Here is an 18,413-nt window from a genome sequence, read left to right as displayed (position 1 = left end):
CCTCAGCGGCGTTCTTCGATTCGGGCCTGGCTCTTGCTCCAGTCGGTCAACAGACTATAGGCCACAGCCAACAGAGTCGGGCCAATGAACAAGCCGATGAAGCCAAAAGCAATCAAACCGCCAAATACCCCCAGCAACACAATTACCAGCGGCAGGTTTCCGCCACGACTGATCAGGTAAGGCTTGAGCACGTTGTCGACACCGCTGATGATGAACGTGCCCCATACACCAAGAAAAATCGCCATCCCGTAGTCGCCCTTCCAGGCCAGCCACGCCGTTGCCGGGATCCACACCAGCGGCGGGCCCATGGGAATCAGGCTGAGCAGGAAGGTGACGATGCCCAGTACCAGCGCGCCGGGAACGCCGGCAATCAGGAAGCCGATCAACGCCAGCACCGCTTGGGCCGCTGCCGTACCAATCACTCCGTTCACTACTCGCTGTACCGTGCCGGCCACCAGCTCGATGTAATAGCCGGCGCGATCGCCAATCAGGCGCTCGAGCAACCCGTGGACGAACGCCGCCAGGCGCGGTCCGTCGCGGTAGAAAAAGAACACGAAGACAATGCTCAGGGTCAGCTCGAGGATGCCGCCGCCAATCTGCGCACTTCGGGCCAGCAGCCAGTTGCCGACCTGCCCCAGGTAAGGCTTGACCGACACCATCATCGCCGCGCCCTGCTGGTCGATGCTGTCCCAGATGCCCACCAGCCGTTCACCCACCAGCGGAATGCTGCCGAGCCAGGTCGGTGCTTCCGGCAGGCCGTCGACCTGCACGTCCTTGATGAAGGCAGTGGCGTCACGCACATGATCGGCCAGGTTGAAACCCAGCCATACCAGCGGCACCGCCACCAGCAACATCCAGCCCAGGGTCAGCACCGCAGCGGCCAGGGATTCACGGCCGTTGAGCCAGCGGGTCAGCAGACGCATCAGTGGCCAGCTGGCAAACGCCAGCACGGCGCCCCAGAACAATGCCGACCAGAACGGCGCCATCACCCATAAGCTCGCGCCAAACAGCACCAGGAGCAGGATCTGCACCAACAGCCGATCATTGTTGATCATGTAGGTCTCGTCATTCAGGAAGGAGTCGGCGAGCGCGCATCCGGCGCTCGCCTGGTGCAGCTTATCGCAATAGCTCGATGTGCAGGCCAGAGCCTTCGTTGCTACCGGTTTCCATGCGTGCCGCGCGCACGCCCTGCTTCATCAGTGACTGGCGCCAGGCTTCGGCATTCGGCCCGGAAACACTGACGCGCAGGCCGGTGTCCAGGTTCAGGCCGCGGGACAGCAAGCGCAGCCACGTATCGTCAGGATCGGCGGTCAGTTTCGGGAAGTCGAGTTCGCCTGTGCTTTTGAGTTGTCGCAGCAACGTCGCGGAAGTCGGCAGCAACTCGCCCAGAGGGGCGCCAGCGTCAAACTGCTCCGCATGCAGGTAGGCTTTGCGATTGCCCCGGGTGATGCTGTAGAGCGCAACCAGGGTGTTGTCCTGGGGAGCTGCCAGGCGTAGCAGCAGGTACGCCTGCTGATCGTCGGCCCCATACAGCTTGGCGTTGCCAAAGACTTCATTGGCCCACAGGCTGCTTTCCCCGCAATCACGGGCCTGGCACCAGAACAACAGCTCGGCGCCCTGCTTCTGCAGCGCCTCACGGGCTGCGGTGAAGGCGTCCGTGGAAGAATGCTCCGGCGGCAGCTCGTAGGTGACTGAGGTGATCTGCCCGCGGGCAGTGACTTGACCGTCGAAGCGCAATTGCCCGCTGATCTTGCGGATCGAGCCCAGCGGGTAGATTCGTTCCATCTCCACAGCGGGACGGTAATCGACGATTTGCGCGTCGCCCATCCGCGGCAGGATCTGCAGGTCCTGGCTGCCCGGCACATCGGCAGCGAACGACTGGGCACTGAGACAGCACAGCGCGAGAAAACTGAGTGAGCGCATGGACAGACTCATCGGATCGGCATGCCCTGGGCACGCGTGACGACCTTCTGGCCATTCGGGGTCGCTGCGGTGTAGAGGTCTATCATGGTTGTCTCCCATTTCAAGCCGCCCAGCCTCGACAGTTGCCCGGCGCAAGTCAAGGAACGGTGAAGAACCGATTGAAACAGTCTGCGACAAGATCCGCGCCGGCCTCGTCGTTCAGGTGCAAATGATGGCCACCTGACAGCTGTTCCCGGCTGAAGGGTAGACGCTCCAGCAACTCCTCGTGTCTGGCGAGCATACCTTCCGCAGCCACCACCAGTTTTGCCGGGCAACTGACTCGCTGGACAAAGGCCATCGCCTGCTCCGTGGTCAGGCGCAACGGCGACGGCAACGTCAGACGGTTGTCGGTGCGCCAGGTGTAACCACCCGGCACTGGCATCAGCCCGCGCTGGGCGAGCAATTCGGCAGCTTCACGACTCACCGCCACCAGGCCTTTCATGCGAGCTTCAATGGCTCGGTCGAGCGTGGTGTACACCGGTTTGCGTTTCTCCCGCAGATCCAGCTGCGCCTGCAAGGCCATCCCCATCCGTTCTGCAGCATTTTCCGCCTTGTCAGTAGGAGGAATGATGCCGTCGATCAACGCCAGGTGCGTCACGCGTTCGGGCATGGAACCGGCGATGATCAATGAAGCGATTGCGCCCATGGAGTGACCCATCAGGGCGAATCGTTGCAGCCCCAGTTGTTCGGCGACTTGCAGCACGTCGTAGGCGTAGTCCCACATGGCGTAGCTGGCACCTTCAGGTCGGTGTCCGGAATGCCCATGCCCGGCCATATCCAGCGCGATGATGCGCAAGCCGTGGAGCTTGGGCGCCAACCGGGCAAAGCTGTTGGCGTTGTCCAGCCAGCCGTGCAAAGCGATCACGGGCAACCCGTCTTCAGGTCCGAACAGGTGCGCCGCCAGTTCGATGTGCGGCAGGTTCAGGCGAATTTCTTCAACGGCATGGTTCATGCGCAATCCTGCTGGCGACGACCTTCCCAGCGGCTGAACAGGTTCTTCAGCAGCGTGGCGGTGTCCTGTGGACGTTCGAGCGGAAACATGTGGCCGCCAGGCATGGTCAGGAACTCGCCAAGCGGCATGCGCCCCACGCTACTCGCGTGATGGCGCATGACCACCCGGCTCTTGTGCCCGCGAACCACCGCCAGCGGCACTTTCAGCTGCCGGGCCCGACCCGGGCTGGTGTGGGGCACGCCACGGTAGATGCTGATTTCCGTGGCGGGATCAAAGCGCAGGCGTAACTTGTCGCCAACCTGCTGCAACCCGTGTTGCAGATAAGCGTCGAGGCATTCCGGATCAAAGCTGCGAAACAGCGTCTTGCCGGCGAAGTAGCGGCGCGCGCTGTCCAGGTCGGCGAATTCTTCGCGACGGCCCAGGGTACGACCGGCCGGCGTCAGGCGATCGATAAAACCAAAGCGCTTGGCAGCACGAATCACCCATTGGTCGGCGCGGGTCAGCACCGGTGAGTCGAGCATGACCACCCCGCGATACAGCTCCGGGCAGCGCAGCGCCGCGTGCAAATGCAGCACACCGCCAAAAGAATGGCCGACACCCCACACCGGTTCCGGTTGCTGCTGCAGATGATGGATCAGCTCGTCCACTAGGTTGCACCAGTTGTCATCCGCCGGAAAACGCGGATCGTGGGCGTGTTGCTGCAGATGCGTCACCTGATATTCAGGCGCCAGCGCCGCAAATAGTTTGCCGTAGGTCCCGGAAGGAAAGCCGTTGGCGTGGGCGAAAAATATCTGTTGCGACATACCGGCAAATCCATGAGCGAGAACAGGCGTTGATTGTCTGTAAGACCGCGTCCTGCGGCAATGACCGTAACTGCCAGGAATGATGACAGTCCGGTCATCGATCAGCGCGCGGGGGGGGTCTCGCCCAGGGGCACTACCGCCATGGTCAGGCGCGATACGCAACTGGCCTTGCCTTCGTCGCTGCTCAAGCGGATATCCCAGACGTGGGTGGTGCGGCCAATATGGATCGGCTTGGCGACTGCGGTCACCCGGCCACTGCGCAGGCCGCGTAGGTGGTTAGCGTTGATTTCCAGCCCCACGCAGTAGAACTTGCTGGAGTCGATGCACAGGTAGCTGGCCATGGACCCGACCGACTCGGCCAGCACCACTGAGGCGCCGCCATGTAGCAGACCGTAGGGCTGGTGCGTGCGATGGTCGATGACCATGCTCGCGGTCAGAGACTCGTCGTCGAACGATTCAAAGCGAATATCCAGCACTTCACCGATGGTGTTTTTCTGGATAGCGTTCAACTGTTCAATATTCGGGGTTGTGCGCCACAAACTCATCGCTGACATCCTTTGCTGGTTTTGTTCATCATTCAATCCTGCCACAGCACGGTCTCGTTGCGCTCGCTCCATTCTTCGAACCGCGCACCGTAGGCCGCTTCGATCACGTTGCGCTTGATCTTCAGGGTCGGCGTGAGAAAGCCGTTTTCCACGGCCCAGCTATCCTTGACCACCACCAGGCGGCGCAAGCGCTCGTGTTTGTCCAAGGCGCCGTTGACCTCCTCCAACAGTTTTTCCAGGCTTGAATGCAAGCCTGCGCGGGCGCTGCCGCCGGCGTCCTGCTGGCCGACTGCGGACAGCACGCACAAGCCCAAAGGTGCGCTCAAGCCATCGCCCACCACGCACACCTGCTCGATTCGCGAATGCACCGCCAGGCGATTCTCGATCGGCGCCGGGGCCACGTATTTGCCTTTGCTGGTCTTGAAGATTTCCTTCAGGCGTCCGGTCAGGCGCAGGTTGCCCTCGGCGTCTTCTTCTCCTTTATCACCGGTGCGCAGGAAGCCGTCGGCGGTCAGGGTATCGGCGGTTTTTTCCGGCTCCTTGAAGTAACCCAACATGGTCGCCCCGCTGCGTACCAGCACCTCGCCAGAGGGCTCAATGCGTACTTCGACCTCCGGACAGGGCTTGCCGATCCAGCCGGTTTTCTGCTGTCCGGGGAGGCAGATGTGCGAGTAGCCACAACTCTCGGTCATGCCATAGACCTCCAGCACATCCAGGCCGAGCTTGCGGTACCACAGCAGCAAGGTCTGCGGCACCGGTGCCGCGCCGGAGAGGGCCACGCGCAACGCATCCAGCCCGAGGCCGGCGAGCACCTTGTGTCCCACGCGCTTGCCGATGATCGGCAAACCGAGCAGGAAATCAAGGCGCTTTGCCGGGATTTTGCTGTACACGCCCATCTGGAATTTGGTCCAGATCCTTGGCACGCCAAACATGGCGGTGGGTCGCGCGCGCTGCAGGTCGGTGAGGAAGGTGTCGAGGCTCTCGGCAAAAAATACGGTTTGCCCGGTGTATATCGACGCGAGTTCGACGAACATCCGCTCCGCCACGTGACACAGCGGCAAATACGACAGCAGGCGGTCTGACTCGTTGAGGCCGAACAACTGCGTGCCACGAGTCGTGGCAAAGCCCAGGTTGGCAAAGCTGTGCATTACGCCTTTGGGCATGCCCGTGGTGCCAGAGGTGTAGATGATCGTCGCCAGTTGCTCGGCGGCGGGCTTGGGGTCGTCCTGGATCGGCGACGTTGCCTGCAGGTCGGCCCAGCTGAAATCGAAATTACCCGCTGGATGCAGCGGCAGGCAGATGGTCGGCAGGTCGGCAGCAACCCCGCGAGACATGCTCGGCCAGTCATCGAGCTTGCCAATGAAGGCCAGCGCCGCTTCGGAGTGCGCCAGGACCTGGGCCACGGATTCGGCGGTGAGATTGGGGTACAGCGGAACCGATACATGCCCGGCCATCCAGATCGCCAGGTCGGCAATGATCCAGTGCGCGCAGTTTTTCGAAATCAGCGCGATGTGACTGCCTTGCGGCAATTCCCGCGCCCGTAACCAGTGGGCGGCACAGCGCGCCTGATGGCCGACATCGGCCCATGTCAGGGTTTCGACCTGTCCACCGCCGGTGGGCTGGACCAGAAAGCGTTGGCGAGGATGGCGAGCTTCACGCTCGTAGAAGACGTCCAATGGCAATCGAAAAGCGGCAGACATGCGACTCGCTCCAGTTGTTTTGGTCTGGAGCAAGCGTAGTCAACCAAGCGGTTGCTTGGTTGGATATTTTGATTTTGTGAAAGCAAGGCTTGCCCGCGATTGGATCGCCGCGGTGGGCAGTCGTAACGAGACCAATCCATCGCGGGCAAGCCTTGCTCCCACAGCGATCTTTAAGCTTCAAGGATGCTTGATGCTGTTAAGCGTCATCGCCCCCGCCAACGGCCCTTCACCCTCAAGCTCGGCCAGGCCAGCTGTTTTTACCGATTCCGGTTCCTGCACATGCCCGTGCTGCAGGTACCCGAGCAGATTGCCCACCAGCGGGTTATGGCTGACCAGCAGCGCGTAATCGACCGCCACCAACTGCTCCGCTACCGTTTGCGGGCGGTAGTCTGGGGTCAGCCACTCAACAGTGCGAATCTCCGGCAGAAAGCCCAGGGCTTCACGCACCAGTTGCGCGGTCTGTTGAGCTCGCAGGAAAGGGCTGGCATAGATCGCCGTGAGCGGCTGGCCAACCAACTCGGCTGCGATGCGCAACACTTCGTCGCGGCCATTGGCCGTCAACGCCCGCTCGGAATCAGGACATGTACCGTAAGGCTCAGCTTCACCATGACGCAACACCCAGAATTTCATAACTTCGGTTCCTCATCGCGGGCTGGATGCGGGGCTGGCGGCACGGCGTGCGGCGCTTCACCTTCCGGGGTGCGCGGTGTCGGCCAGTCGGCGAAAGGCCAAGGTTTCTGGTCACTGTGGAAGCTGCCGAAACGACCGATCTGCGCCAGGAACTGGCTCAAGCTGTCGCCGAAATTCATCAGGCTGGCGCTCGGGGCGCCGTAGATCAGACGGTAGATCAGCTGAACCAGCACCACCGCGCCCAGAATGAATTGCGCCACTTGCCAGACCAGCACGTAAACGATCATCCACAACACACGCAGCAGGATGGACTCGTACTTGGCTTCTTCTTTCTGTTCGTTCATGTCTCGCTCCCTGATTCGGTAGATTGAACTGCTGCGGATAAATTCAGTTAAAACCACTGGTGGAAATGAAGTCGACGTCGGTTTTCGGTTCGCCCCGCATCAAATGCCCGATCACCTGCTCCAGCGTGCGCCCTTCGAACAGGATCGCGTGCAGCCCGGCGACCAGCGGCATGTACACGCCAACTTCCTGGGCCTTGGCCTTGAGCACTTTCAGGGTGTTGACCCCTTCGGCGACTTCACCGAGGCGCGTCACCGCGTCTTCCAGAGTCAAACCCTGGCCGAGGGCAAAACCCACCTGGTAGTTACGGCTCTTCGGCGAAGAACAGGTAACGATCAGATCGCCGACGCCCGCCAAGCCCAGGAAGGTCATCGGGTTGGCGCCCTGATTCACCGCAAAACGGGTCATTTCCGCCAGCGCCCGGGTGATCAACATGCTCTTGGTGTTTTCGCCCATGCCGAGCGCAACCGCCATGCCGGCGATGATCGCGTAGACGTTCTTCAATGCCCCGCCCAACTCCACACCGTAGCGGTCGGCGCTGGCATAGACGCGGAAGGTACGGCCATGCAGGGCCGCCTGCACCCGCTGGCACAGTTCTTCGTCTTCGCTGGCGACCACCGTGGCGGTGAGCGCATGTTCGGCGATCTCCCGAGCGAGATTCGGTCCCGACAGAACGCCGATGCGCGCTTGCGGGGCGATCTCTTGAAGGATCTCGCTCATCAGCTTGAAGGTGTGGGCCTCGATGCCTTTGGTCAGGCTTACCAGCAATTTGCCGCTCAGGCGTTCGGCATGCGGCACCAACACCGCGCGCAGCGCGCTGGACGGTAGCGCGACGAAGCAGAGGTCGCAGGCCTCCAGCGTGGCTTGCAAATCGGTGACCGGCTCCACCGCCGGCAAAATCTTGATGCCTTTAAGGTAGCGCGGATTCTCACGATTGACCCGGATGGCCTCGGCCTGCTCCGGGTCTCGCATCCACTGCCGGACCTGATGGCCGTTTTCAGCGAGAAGATTGGCCACGGCGGTACCAAAGCTTCCGCCTCCCAGGACTGCGATTGGGCGCTGTTCAGTCATATGCAATCCATTAATCCATACCAGTGGCGATGCCGGCATTATACGGGGCGGCCCGGTCGCGGCCAGCCCTCAAGTCAATTAGCCCGCTCTGCAGCAACAAGCGGAATTAATCCCGGGTAATGCAGCATCGTGCATGGAAAAGTCCGATGGCTCGGTTAACATGCGCGCCATTCACCACGATCAAGGATGTGATGTGTCTTTGGGCTCTACCTCACCGCGCTCGCCGCTGGTTCTGGCGCTGATCTTCAGCTCGCCGCTGCTGGCAGACGACCTGTTTCTGGATGGAGAGCCATTGCCGCAAGTCCTGACGGCAACTCGACTCAAACAATCGCCTGCGGCGGTGCCAGGCAGCATGACGGTGATCGACAGTCAGCTGATCACGGCCAGTGGCGCCCGGGATATCAGCGAACTGCTGCGCCTGGTGCCCGGGATGATGGTAGGCAACATCAGCGGCAACCAGGCCGCAGTGAACTATCACGGCACCAGTGCCAGCGAAGCACGGCGCATGCAGGTGCTGATCGATGGCCGCTCAGTGTATCGCGCAGGCTTGTCCACGGTGGACTGGAGCGATATTCCGGTGCCGCTGGACGACATCGAGCGCATCGAAGTATTTCGCGGGCCGAACACCGTCAGCTACGGCGCGAATGCGTTGATGGCGGTGGTCAACATCATTACTCGCCGCCCCGCCGATAGCCACGGCACCCGGCTGAAAATCACCCAGGGCCAGCGCGGCATCAATGATTATTACGCCAGCCAGGGCACAGGCTGGGACGGTGGCGATCTGCGCCTGTCGCTGTCCGGACTGCAAGACGACGGTTTCGACTCGGACCGCAACGGCGGCGATTACCGCGACAGCCGGCGCCTCAACCGTATCAACCTGGCGATCAGCCAGACGCTGGATGAACGCCAGAGCATCGACTGGCAGCTCAACGCCAAGGACGGTACCAACCAGCGCCCGTACACCTACCGACCGGTGTTCTCGGGAATCACCGATGCCGGGAACAATTCCGACGTGGTCGCCAAGACCTACGCAGGCTCCCTGCGCTGGAACCTCGACATCGATCCGGATCACAGCCTTTATGTACAAGGCACGGCCCAGCACTGGGACCGCCAGCAAACATGGCGCGCCTGCGACGCCGAAGTGTCGTTCAGCCCCGAGCTGACCCGACTCTGGCAGATCAACCCCAATTACACTGAGGGCCTGGCGCGCAACATCGAGCGTTTCACCGGCGCCGGAGCCCCTCCAGGCACTGCTGCTGAACAGCAACTGGCCAGCCAGGTACTCAGCCAATGGAACAACGGCGCGCGCCAGACCTTGTGCGGCGACCTCGACCAGAGCACCCGGGAATCGCGCTTCGACCTCGAATTGCAGGACACCCTGAGCCTGGCCGATAGCCTGCGCCTGGTCAGTGGCTTGAACTATCGTTACGACCGGGCAGACTCCGAGACCTACTTCAATGGCACCCTTAACGACACCACCGTGCGGGCATTCGGCCAGCTCGAATGGCGCGCGACCGAGCACTGGCTGTTGCAGGGCGGAGCGATGTTCGAGGACACCCGGTTGATTGGCAGCTCGCTTACCCCGCGCATGGCGGTCAATTATTTGATCAATCCGCGCCACGGCCTGCGGGCGGTGTACTCGGAGGCCATTCGCTCGCCGGACATGTTCGAGAACAACGTCGACTGGAGCTACCGGGTCACCAAGCTGCACCCAAGCGCCTACGGCCAGTCCAGCGCGCGCTATTTTGTCCGCACCCGAGGCCCGGGCGACCTTGAGCAGGAACACATGCGCTCGCGGGAGCTGGGCTATAACGGCTACTTCGTCGAAGTGGGGCTGGCCGTCGATGTGAAAGTGTTCCACGACGAAATCAGCGGGATGATCAGCGAACCGCTGCGCAACAACCAGTACATCGCCAGTAACTCCAACAAAGCGCGTTATACCGGAGCCGAAACCCAGCTGGATTGGAGCATCAATCAAGCAGACCGCCTGCGCCTGACCTATGCCTACGTCGATGCCAAGGCGAGCAACCCCGCAGATCAGCTGCAAACGGCGCGTAACAGCGGTTCCGCCGGTTGGCTGCGAGATTGGGGGCATGGCTGGAACAGCGCCCTCTTCTATTATGGCGACGATGCGCTCAATGGTTACCGCTTCGAACGAGTCGACACGCGCATCGCCAGGCGCATTCACTGGGGCAAGGCCAGCCTCGAACTGGCGGGTGTGCTCCAGCAACGCCTCGACAATCAACCCACCACCTTCATCGACAACCAGTATGACCAGCGTCGAGTGATGTACTTCAGTGCGGAGCTGGAGTTTTAGGATGCCGGGCTGTCCGTCAGGGAAGACGCCAACCATTGGCCGCCTGCTGGCCGTACTGTGCCTGTTAATTATCGGCCTGCTGAACCCGCTATCGGCCAACGCCGTGGACATCCTGCTCACCGGCGCCGATGACAGCCCAGGCATGCGCTCCTTCACTGCGGCCCTGAGCGAGCGGCGCCCCGGCGATCGTGTAAGTTTCGAGCCCCTGGCCAATCTGCCTGCTCCGGGCAAACTACCCGCCAACACGCGCCTGATCCTGCTTGATTCGCCCAGTCTGGACTGGCGCCTGCGAGATGCCCAGGGCCCACCGACGCTGGTGCTGCGCATCAGCCGCCTGCAAGCCCGCCAGCGCCTGGGCGTCGCCCTGCCTCCACACTTGAGCCTGCTGTGGAGTGATCCACCGCTGCAACGCCAGCTGCGCCTGATCCGTATTTTGTTACCCCAGGCGAAGCGGATTGGCGTGCTTTACGACCATCACAGCGAATTTCTCCTCCAGGAGCTGCGCCAGGCCGCTGCTCCGCTGGGACTGGAAATCGTCGCCGAACACTGGGACGACACCAACGACAGCCGCCCCCTGCAAAACCTGCTGAAAAACAGCGACGTATTGCTGGGCCTCGACGATCCGGACCTGTACAACCCCAAGACGGCAAAAAACCTGCTGCTCAGCAGTTATTCACGGCAACTGGCCCTGGTCGGGCCCAACGCCGCGTTCGTCAAGGCGGGCAGCCTGGCCAGCACCTACAGCGACCAGAACGACTGGCTAAGCATTCTCGATCAATTACTCGACCGCTCGCCGAACACTTGGCCGCGCACCCATTATCCCTACCGGTTCAAAGTCTTGAGCAACCCGCAGGTCGCTCGTTCATTGGGTATTGAACAGATCGATGAAGCATCTGTCGCATCACAGTTGGCCGAAGGAGTAAGCCGCCCATGACTTTCCATCGTCGCTGGGACATCAACACCCGCACGCAACTGATCAGCCTCGGCCCTGCCCTGTTGCTGACGCTGCTGTTGATCAGCTTTTTCACCTTCGTGCGCATCCAGGACCTGCGCCAGGAGCTCAACCACACCGGCCAGCTGATTGCCAACCAACTGGCGCCGGCCGCCGAGTACGGGGTTATCTCGGGTAACAATGAAGTGCTCGAAGGCCTGCTCAAAGCGACGCTGGCCACGCCCAATGTGCGTTTTCTCGAAGTCCAGGACAGCGCCAACCGCATCCTCGTGTACGTCGAGCAGCCTTCGGAAATCCACAACCGTTCCCAGCAGGTCGAAGTGTTCCAGGCCCCGGTGCGCCTGCAACGGATCGCGCTGAACAATGATTTCTTCCAGAACAGCCGCGTCGCCAACTTTGCCCCGACCGAGGATTACCTGGGGCGGGTCATCGTCGGCCTATCCAATGACGCATTCAGCCAGCGCCAGCAGGAGATCCTGCTCAAGGCCGCGATCCTCGCATTGTTTGCCCTGCTGTTTACTTTCCTGATCGCCCGGCGCCTGGCGGGCAGCCTGTCGCAACCGATTCGCGACATCGGCAACGCGGTCAAGGCGATCCAGGATGGCGATTACAAGACGCCCCTGCCGATTGTCGATGACACCGAGCTGGGCGCGCTGTCCCAGCACATTAACAATCTCGCCAGCGGCCTCGAGCAAGCCAGCCGTGAACAGCATCAGGCGATGGCGCAGCTTATTCAGACGCGCGAAGAAGCGGAAAAGGCCAACAACGCCAAATCCGATTTCCTGGCGATGATGAGCCACGAACTGCGCACCCCGATGAATGGCGTGCTGGGCATGCTGCAATTGCTCGAAACAACCGAGATGACCGAAGAGCAGGTGGAATACGCAGCGCTTGCCTCGGAGTCCACTGAACACTTGCTCAAAGTGATCAACGATATCCTCGACTTCTCGCGAATCGAGCGTTCCGCGCTGGAGCTGGAACACATTCCGTTCAACCTCGCGGACCTGATCAGCAGCTGTGCCCAGGCGTTCCAGCACAGCGCCGCGCAGCGTGGACTCGAGCTTTCGCTAGTGATTCCCGAGGACATGCAGGCGCTGCAGGTTCAAGGCGACCCGACGCGCATCCGGCAGATCCTGGTGAACCTGGTAGGCAATGCGCTGAAGTTCACCGAGCACGGCCGCGTCAGCATCGAACCGCAGTGGCAATCGCTGGATCACGAACTGCTGTGGTTCACCTGCACCGTTCGCGACAGTGGCATCGGTATCTGCGCCGAAAGCCTGGAGTCGATGTTTAACGCGTTCCAGCAAGCCGACAGTTCCATTTCCCGGCGATATGGCGGCACTGGCCTGGGCCTGCCGATTGCCCGCACCCTGGCTGAGCGCATGGGCGGCACCCTGCGCGCCATGAGCGAGGAAGGACTGGGCTCGGTGTTTACCCTGGAAATTCCGCTGGCGCATTACAAACAAGCGCTACCCGCAATCGAACCGCGCACTCGCGCCAACCCCGGCGACGGCAAGGGCCGCAACGTGCTGCTGGTGGAGGACAACCCGGTCAATCAAACCGTGATCGAGGCAATGTTGCGCAGCCTGGGCTTTACTGTCAGCGTCGCAGTAGATGGTGCGCAGGCGGTGCGAAGTGCCGAAAGCCTGATCTTCGAGGCGATCCTCATGGATTGCCGGCTGCCGGTCATGGACGGCTACGAGGCTACCCGGAAAATCAGGAAGCTGCCCGGCTGCGACAACCTGCCGATCATCGCGCTGACCGCCAACGCCTTGCAGGGCGACCGCGAAGCGTGTTTAACGGCGGGAATGAACGATTATCTGGCCAAGCCGTTCAAACGCAACGACCTACAGCAAATTCTGCAACGATGGGTGCAGTAGTACAGGCCTTTGACCATCTGCGACTGGCGTGAAAGGCGAAATTGCGGCAGTCTTAGGCACCCGATCAGGCCCTCCAAGGGGCTTGAAAAATAATTTCAGTGCACAAGTGTACTTTCATGTCCTTGTTGCTGTGACTTTCACCACAACGCAATAGTCTATGAGTAGGCTGCTGACTCGAGGCATTAAACGCTTCGATCGGCCGGGAAGATTTGCCCCACCTGCCGCATCGGATTATTGAGGAGCTCGCATGACCAAACAAAACGCCTTTACTCGGGAAGACCTGCTGCGCTGCAGTCGCGGTGAGCTGTTCGGCCCAGGTAACGCGCAACTGCCCGCCCCGAATATGCTGATGATGGATCGCATCACTCATATCAGTGCGGAGGGTGGCAAGGATGGCAAAGGTGAATTGGTCGCCGAGCTGGATATCACTCCTGACCTGTGGTTTTTCGCCTGTCACTTCGAAGGTGACCCGGTGATGCCAGGCTGCCTGGGCCTGGATGCCATGTGGCAACTGGTCGGTTTTTTCCTGGGCTGGCAGGGTCTGCCTGGCCGCGGTCGTGCGCTGGGTTGCGGTGAAGTCAAATTCACCGGCGAAATCCTGCCGACTGCTAAACTTGTTACCTATAAAATCGACATCACTCGCACGATTATCAACCGCAAACTCTCCGTGGCCTTCGCCGACGGCAGCGTAAGCGTTGACGGCAACCTGATCTACACAGCCAAAGACCTCAAGGTTGGCTTGTACAAAACCACTGACAACTGATTAAGGGTTAATCGCATGCGCCGCGTCGTAATCACTGGTCTGGGCATCGTTTCGTGCCTGGGCAATGACAAAGAGACCGTCTCCGCTAACCTGCGTGCAAGTCGCCCTGGCATCCGGTTCAACCCGGAATACGCCGAAATGGGTCTGCGTAGCCAGGTTTCCGGCTCCATTGACCTGCCCCTCGAAGAACTGATCGATCGCAAGATCTATCGCTTTGTTGGCCACGCGGCGGCTTACGCCTACCTGGCTATGAAAGACGCCATCGCCGACTCCGGTCTGAGCGATGAGCAGGTCTCGAACCCGCGTACCGGCCTGATCGCCGGTTCCGGTGGCGCCTCCACGCTGAACCAGATGGAAGCGCTGGATATCCTGCGCGAGAAAGGCGTGAAGCGCGTCGGCCCATACCGTGTAACGCGGACCATGAGCAGCACGGTTTCCGCTTGCCTGGCCACGCCGTTCAAGATCAAGGGCCTGAACTATTCCATCGCTTCTGCCTGCGCCACCAGTGCTCACTGCATCGGTACTGCCATGGAGCAGATCCAGATGGGCAAGCAGGACATCGTGTTCGCCGGCGGCGGTGAAGAAGAGCATTGGAGCCAATCGTTCCTGTTCGACGCCATGGGCGCACTGTCCAGCCAGTACAACGAAACCCCGGAAAAAGCTTCCCGTGCCTACGACGCCAAGCGTGACGGTTTTGTCATCGCCGGCGGTGGCGGCATGGTCGTGGTTGAAGAGCTGGAACACGCTCTGGCCCGCGGCGCAAAAATCTACGCGGAAATCGTCGGCTACGGCGCGACCTCCGACGGCTACGACATGGTCGCGCCAAGCGGCGAAGGCGCCATCCGCTGCATGCAGATGGCGATGTCCACCGTTGACGCACCGATCGACTACCTGAACACCCACGGCACTTCGACTCCGGTCGGCGACGTCATGGAAATGAAAGGTGTGCGTGAAGTGTTCGGCGACAAGGCTCCGGCCATCAGCTCCACCAAGAGCCTGTCGGGTCACTCCCTGGGCGCCGCTGGCGTTCACGAAGCTATCTACTGCATGCTGATGATGGAAGGCAACTTCATGGCGGGTTCCGCCAACATCGACGAACTGGACCCGGAAGTGGCTGACATGCCGATCCTGACCAAGACTCGCGAAGACGCCACCATCAATACCGTGATGAGCAACAGCTTCGGTTTCGGTGGCACCAATGCCACGCTGGTACTGAAGCGCTGGTCGGGCAAGTAATAAGCCCCGCCTCTGCTGCGCCACACAAAAAAAACGCCCCGACTGGTTCGGGGCGTTTTTTTATGCTTGCCAATCACCGCGATCCCCGGTAGGAGCTGGCGCAGCCTGCGATTTTTTGATCTTAAAAAATCAAGATCAAAAGATCGCAGGCTGCGCCAGCTCCTACGGGTGTTGTGTGAGCCAAGCCATCTTCGAACATGAAGCTTTTGTCATGAAACCAAACGCCCTGCGACCGAATGTCACGGATTTAAAGGGCTGCAGGACTTTCTCGTGTTTTGCAAAAAACCCTTACCCAAACCAGCTGTTTACTTAGCAAGCTATCCAAATATATAACAGAGTCCTGCACATGCCTTGGTGCAGGTAACTGAAATTGGAGCAAGCAGATGACTGTGAAAGTAACTGAACGCGACGATTCACATAAGTCCCACGAAGGTGTAGCCGCCGGTATCCGGATCTGGGATGTGCACCAACAGGATTTGCTGGTCGGTATGTTTCACTCCGAGTCTGACGCCCACAGCTACAAGGCCGAGCTGGAAAAGCTGGAACAGAACGCAGTGTCCAGGACAGCTGAACCGGCGTGACCTGAGAATGCCTGCCCAGCCACGTACTGCGGCAGGCATCTGCGTGAGGGGGCCAGTCAGTCCAGCTCTACTGCAGCCAGGTGTAGCGTGTCCTCGATGATTATGGAAGGCACCACGCTGGTGATCCTGCCTTCCTCAACACGCACGAACTCACAGCTGCCGTCTCCCATCCCATCGTTTCTCACGGCGAATCTGACACTCTGCGGATAACTTTTTTCTTCAATGAAAGGCATACCGCAAGCTATCAGGAAATCGATCTTCGAGCCGAGTGTTTCCAGTTCCTGGTCTCGCTCTCCCTCTTCCAGCACACTGTAATCGAGACATAGATTCAAACTGAAAGTAACACCCGGAATCAAGGTATTATAAAACGCCGAATTGTAACTACCTGCGGCGTGCTCCTCCGCCGCCACCGAACTCAGGTTCTTCACCTTAACACTCAGATCATCCGAAAGTTTGAAAAACCAATATCCGTTTTCACTTTTCACATGCGACCCAAAATCAATCCCCGACACATGGCGCTTGGGCCACATCGACAACTCTGGAGAACCATCACTGTGAAAGTTGAAATTATTGACTGACAGCAGATAGTTGATCACGTCAAAGTAAGCATCCTCTCCCTCTCCGACTTTGATCAACGTGGCACAGGTGCCGGCGAGCAATATTACTTTTCCATGTGTTTCCTGGCGCGCCCAACTCATCAGCCGGTCCATGCATTCAGGCATCCTGTCCATACACGCCCAGCCGAACTCCAGTAGATCGTCCTCACTGCGGACGCTCTCCCAAGGTACGTTCCAGAAGAATTCGGGCAGTGTGAAGAACAGGCAGGCGCTGCCCGGATATTGCTCACGTGCCGCCTGAGCGGCTGTGTCGAGCCGGTCGCTGACGAACTGCACCCGTCGATCGAGTTCCTGGCTCACATAATCAGTCATGGACTGATCCGGCTTTCGCGGCCAGGAAAATTCGGAATTGAAAGTAGGCTGTTGCAAAGAAGCGATAGTAATCAGCATCAAAGACCTCGTTTAATCGTAATTGACGACACTCCTTCCCGATAAAAAACAAATCTTTAAATTAATTAACAACTATAACAATCTCAATGTTAACTGAAAGATTTTATTACACATAAGAAAGAAGAGCCCAAGCAAGCGTACTGACACGCCTGCCCGGGCTCAACACTATTTTCCGCAAATAAGTACTAGCGCATATGTAGCACCAATAATTACTTCAATAAGTTACCACATCAAATCATCTGGAATCTGATAGGCCGCGTACGGATCATCTTCCGCCGCCGCTTCTTCAGTCTGCACGTTCAGCTGCACGATTCGCTGCGGATCGCGCTCCTGAATCTTCAGGGCCGCCTCACGGGGGATTACCTCGTAGCCGCCGGCATGGTGCACGATCGCCAGCGAACCGTTGCTGAGCTTGTTGCGCATCAGCGGGTTGACGGACAGGCGCTTGACCTTCTTGTCGTCGACGAAGTTGTAGTAATCCTCGGTCGTCAACTTCGGCAGGCGCGAAGCCTCGATCAGTTGCTTGACCTGGGCGGCACGCGCCTTGGCCTCGGCCTTTTCCTGCTGCAGGCGGTTCAACTCCTGATCACGCTTGACCTTTTCGGCCATGGCTTCCTGAGCCGCCCGTTGCTGCGAATCATCCTGCTCGATCTGGCCTTTATGGACCAGGCGTTGCTGCTTCTGCTTTTCTTTGCCGACCTGTTTGGCCTGCTTCTGGTTGACCAGCCCTGCTTTGAGCAACTGGTCGCGAAGGGAAATGCTCATGGTGCTTAATACTCACTTAGGCAACTGCTCAACCGCAGCTGGGCATATTCTTTTCCTGGCGTTTGGCTTCGCCCCACAAGGCGTCCAACTCTTCGAGGGTGCAATCTTCCATGGGACGGTGGGTGTCGCGCAATGCCTGTTCGATAAATCGGAAGCGCCGTTCGAATTTGCCGTTGGCGCCGCGCAGTGCAGTTTCCGGGTCAACCTTGAGATGGCGAGCCAGGTTGACCACGGAAAACAGCAGGTCACCGACTTCATCGGCCACCGCAGCGGGATCGTTATCGGCCATGGCCTGGAGCACTTCATCGAGCTCTTCGCGAACCTTGTCCAGCACCGGCAACACGTCCGGCCAGTCGAAACCGACCTGCGCTGCGCGCTTTTGCAACTTTGCCGAACGGGACAACGCCGGCAAGGCAGCGGGGACGTCATCGAGTAACGACAACTGCTCGGGCGCAGACGATTGCTCAGCGCGCTCCTCGGCCTTGATCTCTTCCCAGCGCTGCTTGACCTGTTCTTCGTTCAGGCGCGGGACATCCAGCGGCGCGTACAGATCGCCGGTGGGAAATACGTGCGGGTGCCGACGGATCAGCTTGCGGGTGATGCTGTCGATGACTCCGGCGAATTCGAAGCGCCCTTCTTCCCGCGCCAGCTGGCTGTAATAAACCACCTGGAACAGCAAATCCCCCAGCTCACCCTGCAAGTGATCGAAGTCGCCGCGCTCGATGGCATCAGCCACTTCATAGGCTTCTTCGAGGGTGTGCGGGACGATGCTGGCGTAGGTTTGCTTGATATCCCAAGGGCAACCGAACTGCGGGTCGCGAAGGCGGTTCATCAGGTGCAGTAAATCTTCAAGGCTATACATTACTCTTCTCGCTCAACATACCTGTGGGAGCAAAGACCTGTGGGG

Annotated in this window: 18 protein-coding genes; 6 read left to right on the top strand and 12 right to left on the bottom strand. The window is 59.8% G+C overall.

All coding sequences use genetic code 11. The annotated features are described in order from the left end of the window. Positions 1-2: 2 nt before the first annotated feature. The 9 genes from ACYZTK_RS22420 to ACYZTK_RS22380 all read right to left on the bottom strand — a co-directional run bounded on the left by ACYZTK_RS22420 (position 3) and on the right by ACYZTK_RS22380 (position 8,005). The gene (locus ACYZTK_RS22420; RefSeq protein WP_462011828.1) at positions 3-1,055 is read right to left on the bottom strand and encodes an AI-2E family transporter; all 1,053 of its coding nucleotides are present in this window, start codon (positions 1,053-1,055) and stop codon (positions 3-5) included. A 61-nt stretch (positions 1,056-1,116) separates the two neighbouring features. Next, positions 1,117-1,923, bottom strand: a complete 807-nt coding sequence (locus tag ACYZTK_RS22415; RefSeq protein ID WP_462011827.1) for a DUF4892 domain-containing protein — start codon at positions 1,921-1,923, stop codon at positions 1,117-1,119. Positions 1,924-2,059: 136 nt separating this feature from the next. Next, positions 2,060-2,914, bottom strand: a complete 855-nt coding sequence (locus ACYZTK_RS22410) for an alpha/beta hydrolase (RefSeq protein WP_462011826.1) — start codon at positions 2,912-2,914, stop codon at positions 2,060-2,062. After that, the gene (locus tag ACYZTK_RS22405) at positions 2,911-3,717 is read right to left on the bottom strand and encodes an alpha/beta fold hydrolase (RefSeq protein ID WP_462011825.1); all 807 of its coding nucleotides are present in this window, start codon (positions 3,715-3,717) and stop codon (positions 2,911-2,913) included. Before ACYZTK_RS22405 ends, ACYZTK_RS22410 begins: the two co-directional genes overlap by 4 nt. A 101-nt stretch (positions 3,718-3,818) precedes the next feature. Next, positions 3,819-4,262 (bottom strand): hotdog fold thioesterase, encoded by a 444-nt coding sequence (locus tag ACYZTK_RS22400; protein WP_462011824.1) that lies wholly within the window; start codon positions 4,260-4,262, stop codon positions 3,819-3,821. A gap of 32 nt (positions 4,263-4,294) precedes the next feature. Further along, positions 4,295-5,962, bottom strand: a complete 1,668-nt coding sequence (locus ACYZTK_RS22395) for an AMP-binding protein (RefSeq protein ID WP_462011823.1) — start codon at positions 5,960-5,962, stop codon at positions 4,295-4,297. Positions 5,963-6,139: 177 nt separating this feature from the next. Further along, on the bottom strand, positions 6,140-6,592 hold the full coding sequence (sixA, locus tag ACYZTK_RS22390) for a phosphohistidine phosphatase SixA (RefSeq protein ID WP_462011822.1): 453 nt from the start codon (positions 6,590-6,592) through the stop codon (positions 6,140-6,142). Further along, entirely contained in the window at positions 6,589-6,936 is a 348-nt protein-coding gene (locus ACYZTK_RS22385) for a DUF4389 domain-containing protein (RefSeq protein WP_462011821.1), read from the bottom strand. The genes sixA and ACYZTK_RS22385 overlap by 4 nt, the downstream gene beginning before the upstream one ends. Positions 6,937-6,979: 43 nt before the next feature. Then, a complete protein-coding gene (locus tag ACYZTK_RS22380; protein WP_462011820.1) occupies positions 6,980-8,005 on the bottom strand; it encodes an NAD(P)H-dependent glycerol-3-phosphate dehydrogenase in 1,026 nt (341 codons plus the stop codon). A gap of 160 nt (positions 8,006-8,165) precedes the next feature. Between ACYZTK_RS22380 and ACYZTK_RS22375 the strand changes: the two genes are divergently transcribed. The 6 genes from ACYZTK_RS22375 to ACYZTK_RS22350 all read left to right on the top strand — a co-directional run bounded on the left by ACYZTK_RS22375 (position 8,166) and on the right by ACYZTK_RS22350 (position 15,734). Further along, positions 8,166-10,322 carry a TonB-dependent receptor plug domain-containing protein gene (locus tag ACYZTK_RS22375; protein ID WP_462014952.1) on the top strand — a complete coding sequence of 719 codons (2,157 nt, stop codon included), beginning with the start codon at positions 8,166-8,168 and terminating at the stop codon, positions 10,320-10,322. A 1-nt stretch (position 10,323) separates the two neighbouring features. After that, positions 10,324-11,256, top strand: a complete 933-nt coding sequence (locus ACYZTK_RS22370; RefSeq protein WP_462011819.1) for an ABC transporter substrate-binding protein — start codon at positions 10,324-10,326, stop codon at positions 11,254-11,256. Then, a complete protein-coding gene (locus ACYZTK_RS22365) occupies positions 11,253-13,154 on the top strand; it encodes a response regulator (RefSeq protein WP_462011818.1) in 1,902 nt (633 codons plus the stop codon). Before ACYZTK_RS22370 ends, ACYZTK_RS22365 begins: the two co-directional genes overlap by 4 nt. A gap of 247 nt (positions 13,155-13,401) precedes the next feature. Beyond that, entirely contained in the window at positions 13,402-13,917 is a 516-nt protein-coding gene (fabA, locus tag ACYZTK_RS22360) for a 3-hydroxyacyl-[acyl-carrier-protein] dehydratase FabA (RefSeq protein ID WP_462011817.1), read from the top strand. Between the two features lie 15 nt (positions 13,918-13,932). Further along, positions 13,933-15,153, top strand: a complete 1,221-nt coding sequence (gene fabB / locus ACYZTK_RS22355) for a beta-ketoacyl-ACP synthase I (RefSeq protein ID WP_462011816.1) — start codon at positions 13,933-13,935, stop codon at positions 15,151-15,153. A gap of 383 nt (positions 15,154-15,536) precedes the next feature. Continuing rightward, positions 15,537-15,734, top strand: coding sequence for a hypothetical protein (locus tag ACYZTK_RS22350; protein ID WP_462011815.1), 198 nt, complete (start codon positions 15,537-15,539; stop codon positions 15,732-15,734). A 56-nt stretch (positions 15,735-15,790) separates the two neighbouring features. On the opposite strand, the gene ACYZTK_RS22345 is transcribed toward ACYZTK_RS22350, so the two are convergent. The 3 genes from ACYZTK_RS22345 to mazG form a co-directional block, all read right to left on the bottom strand. Further along, a complete protein-coding gene (locus ACYZTK_RS22345) occupies positions 15,791-16,741 on the bottom strand; it encodes a hypothetical protein (RefSeq protein ID WP_462011814.1) in 951 nt (316 codons plus the stop codon). Positions 16,742-16,963: 222 nt separating this feature from the next. After that, positions 16,964-17,506: a DUF2058 domain-containing protein gene (locus tag ACYZTK_RS22340; RefSeq protein ID WP_462011813.1), complete on the bottom strand. Its 543-nt coding sequence runs from the start codon at positions 17,504-17,506 to the stop codon at positions 16,964-16,966. Positions 17,507-17,534: 28 nt separating this feature from the next. Then, positions 17,535-18,368 carry a nucleoside triphosphate pyrophosphohydrolase gene (gene mazG / locus ACYZTK_RS22335; protein WP_462011812.1) on the bottom strand — a complete coding sequence of 278 codons (834 nt, stop codon included), beginning with the start codon at positions 18,366-18,368 and terminating at the stop codon, positions 17,535-17,537. Positions 18,369-18,413 lie beyond the last annotated feature (45 nt).

Source organism: Pseudomonas sp. LB3P31 (assembly GCF_054897945.1).
This window is presented reverse-complemented; position numbering and strand designations above follow the sequence as displayed.

Excerpts from the sequence above, each read along its gene's own strand:
- ACYZTK_RS22420 (WP_462011828.1), bottom strand. The coding sequence starts at position 1,055 with ATGATCAACAATGATCGGCTGTTGGTGCAGATCCTGCTCCTGGTGCTG.
- ACYZTK_RS22415 (WP_462011827.1), bottom strand. The coding sequence starts at position 1,923 with ATGCGCTCACTCAGTTTTCTCGCGCTGTGCTGTCTCAGTGCCCAGTCG.
- ACYZTK_RS22410 (WP_462011826.1), bottom strand. The coding sequence starts at position 2,914 with ATGAACCATGCCGTTGAAGAAATTCGCCTGAACCTGCCGCACATCGAA.
- ACYZTK_RS22405 (WP_462011825.1), bottom strand. The coding sequence starts at position 3,717 with ATGTCGCAACAGATATTTTTCGCCCACGCCAACGGCTTTCCTTCCGGG.
- ACYZTK_RS22400 (WP_462011824.1), bottom strand. The coding sequence starts at position 4,262 with ATGAGTTTGTGGCGCACAACCCCGAATATTGAACAGTTGAACGCTATC.
- ACYZTK_RS22395 (WP_462011823.1), bottom strand. The coding sequence starts at position 5,962 with ATGTCTGCCGCTTTTCGATTGCCATTGGACGTCTTCTACGAGCGTGAA.
- sixA (WP_462011822.1), bottom strand. The coding sequence starts at position 6,592 with ATGAAATTCTGGGTGTTGCGTCATGGTGAAGCTGAGCCTTACGGTACA.
- ACYZTK_RS22385 (WP_462011821.1), bottom strand. The coding sequence starts at position 6,936 with ATGAACGAACAGAAAGAAGAAGCCAAGTACGAGTCCATCCTGCTGCGT.
- ACYZTK_RS22380 (WP_462011820.1), bottom strand. The coding sequence starts at position 8,005 with ATGACTGAACAGCGCCCAATCGCAGTCCTGGGAGGCGGAAGCTTTGGT.
- ACYZTK_RS22375 (WP_462014952.1), top strand. The coding sequence starts at position 8,166 with ATGCGCGCCATTCACCACGATCAAGGATGTGATGTGTCTTTGGGCTCT.
- ACYZTK_RS22370 (WP_462011819.1), top strand. The coding sequence starts at position 10,324 with ATGCCGGGCTGTCCGTCAGGGAAGACGCCAACCATTGGCCGCCTGCTG.
- ACYZTK_RS22365 (WP_462011818.1), top strand. The coding sequence starts at position 11,253 with ATGACTTTCCATCGTCGCTGGGACATCAACACCCGCACGCAACTGATC.
- fabA (WP_462011817.1), top strand. The coding sequence starts at position 13,402 with ATGACCAAACAAAACGCCTTTACTCGGGAAGACCTGCTGCGCTGCAGT.
- fabB (WP_462011816.1), top strand. The coding sequence starts at position 13,933 with ATGCGCCGCGTCGTAATCACTGGTCTGGGCATCGTTTCGTGCCTGGGC.
- ACYZTK_RS22350 (WP_462011815.1), top strand. The coding sequence starts at position 15,537 with ATGACTGTGAAAGTAACTGAACGCGACGATTCACATAAGTCCCACGAA.
- ACYZTK_RS22345 (WP_462011814.1), bottom strand. The coding sequence starts at position 16,741 with ATGCTGATTACTATCGCTTCTTTGCAACAGCCTACTTTCAATTCCGAA.
- ACYZTK_RS22340 (WP_462011813.1), bottom strand. The coding sequence starts at position 17,506 with ATGAGCATTTCCCTTCGCGACCAGTTGCTCAAAGCAGGGCTGGTCAAC.
- mazG (WP_462011812.1), bottom strand. The coding sequence starts at position 18,368 with ATGTATAGCCTTGAAGATTTACTGCACCTGATGAACCGCCTTCGCGAC.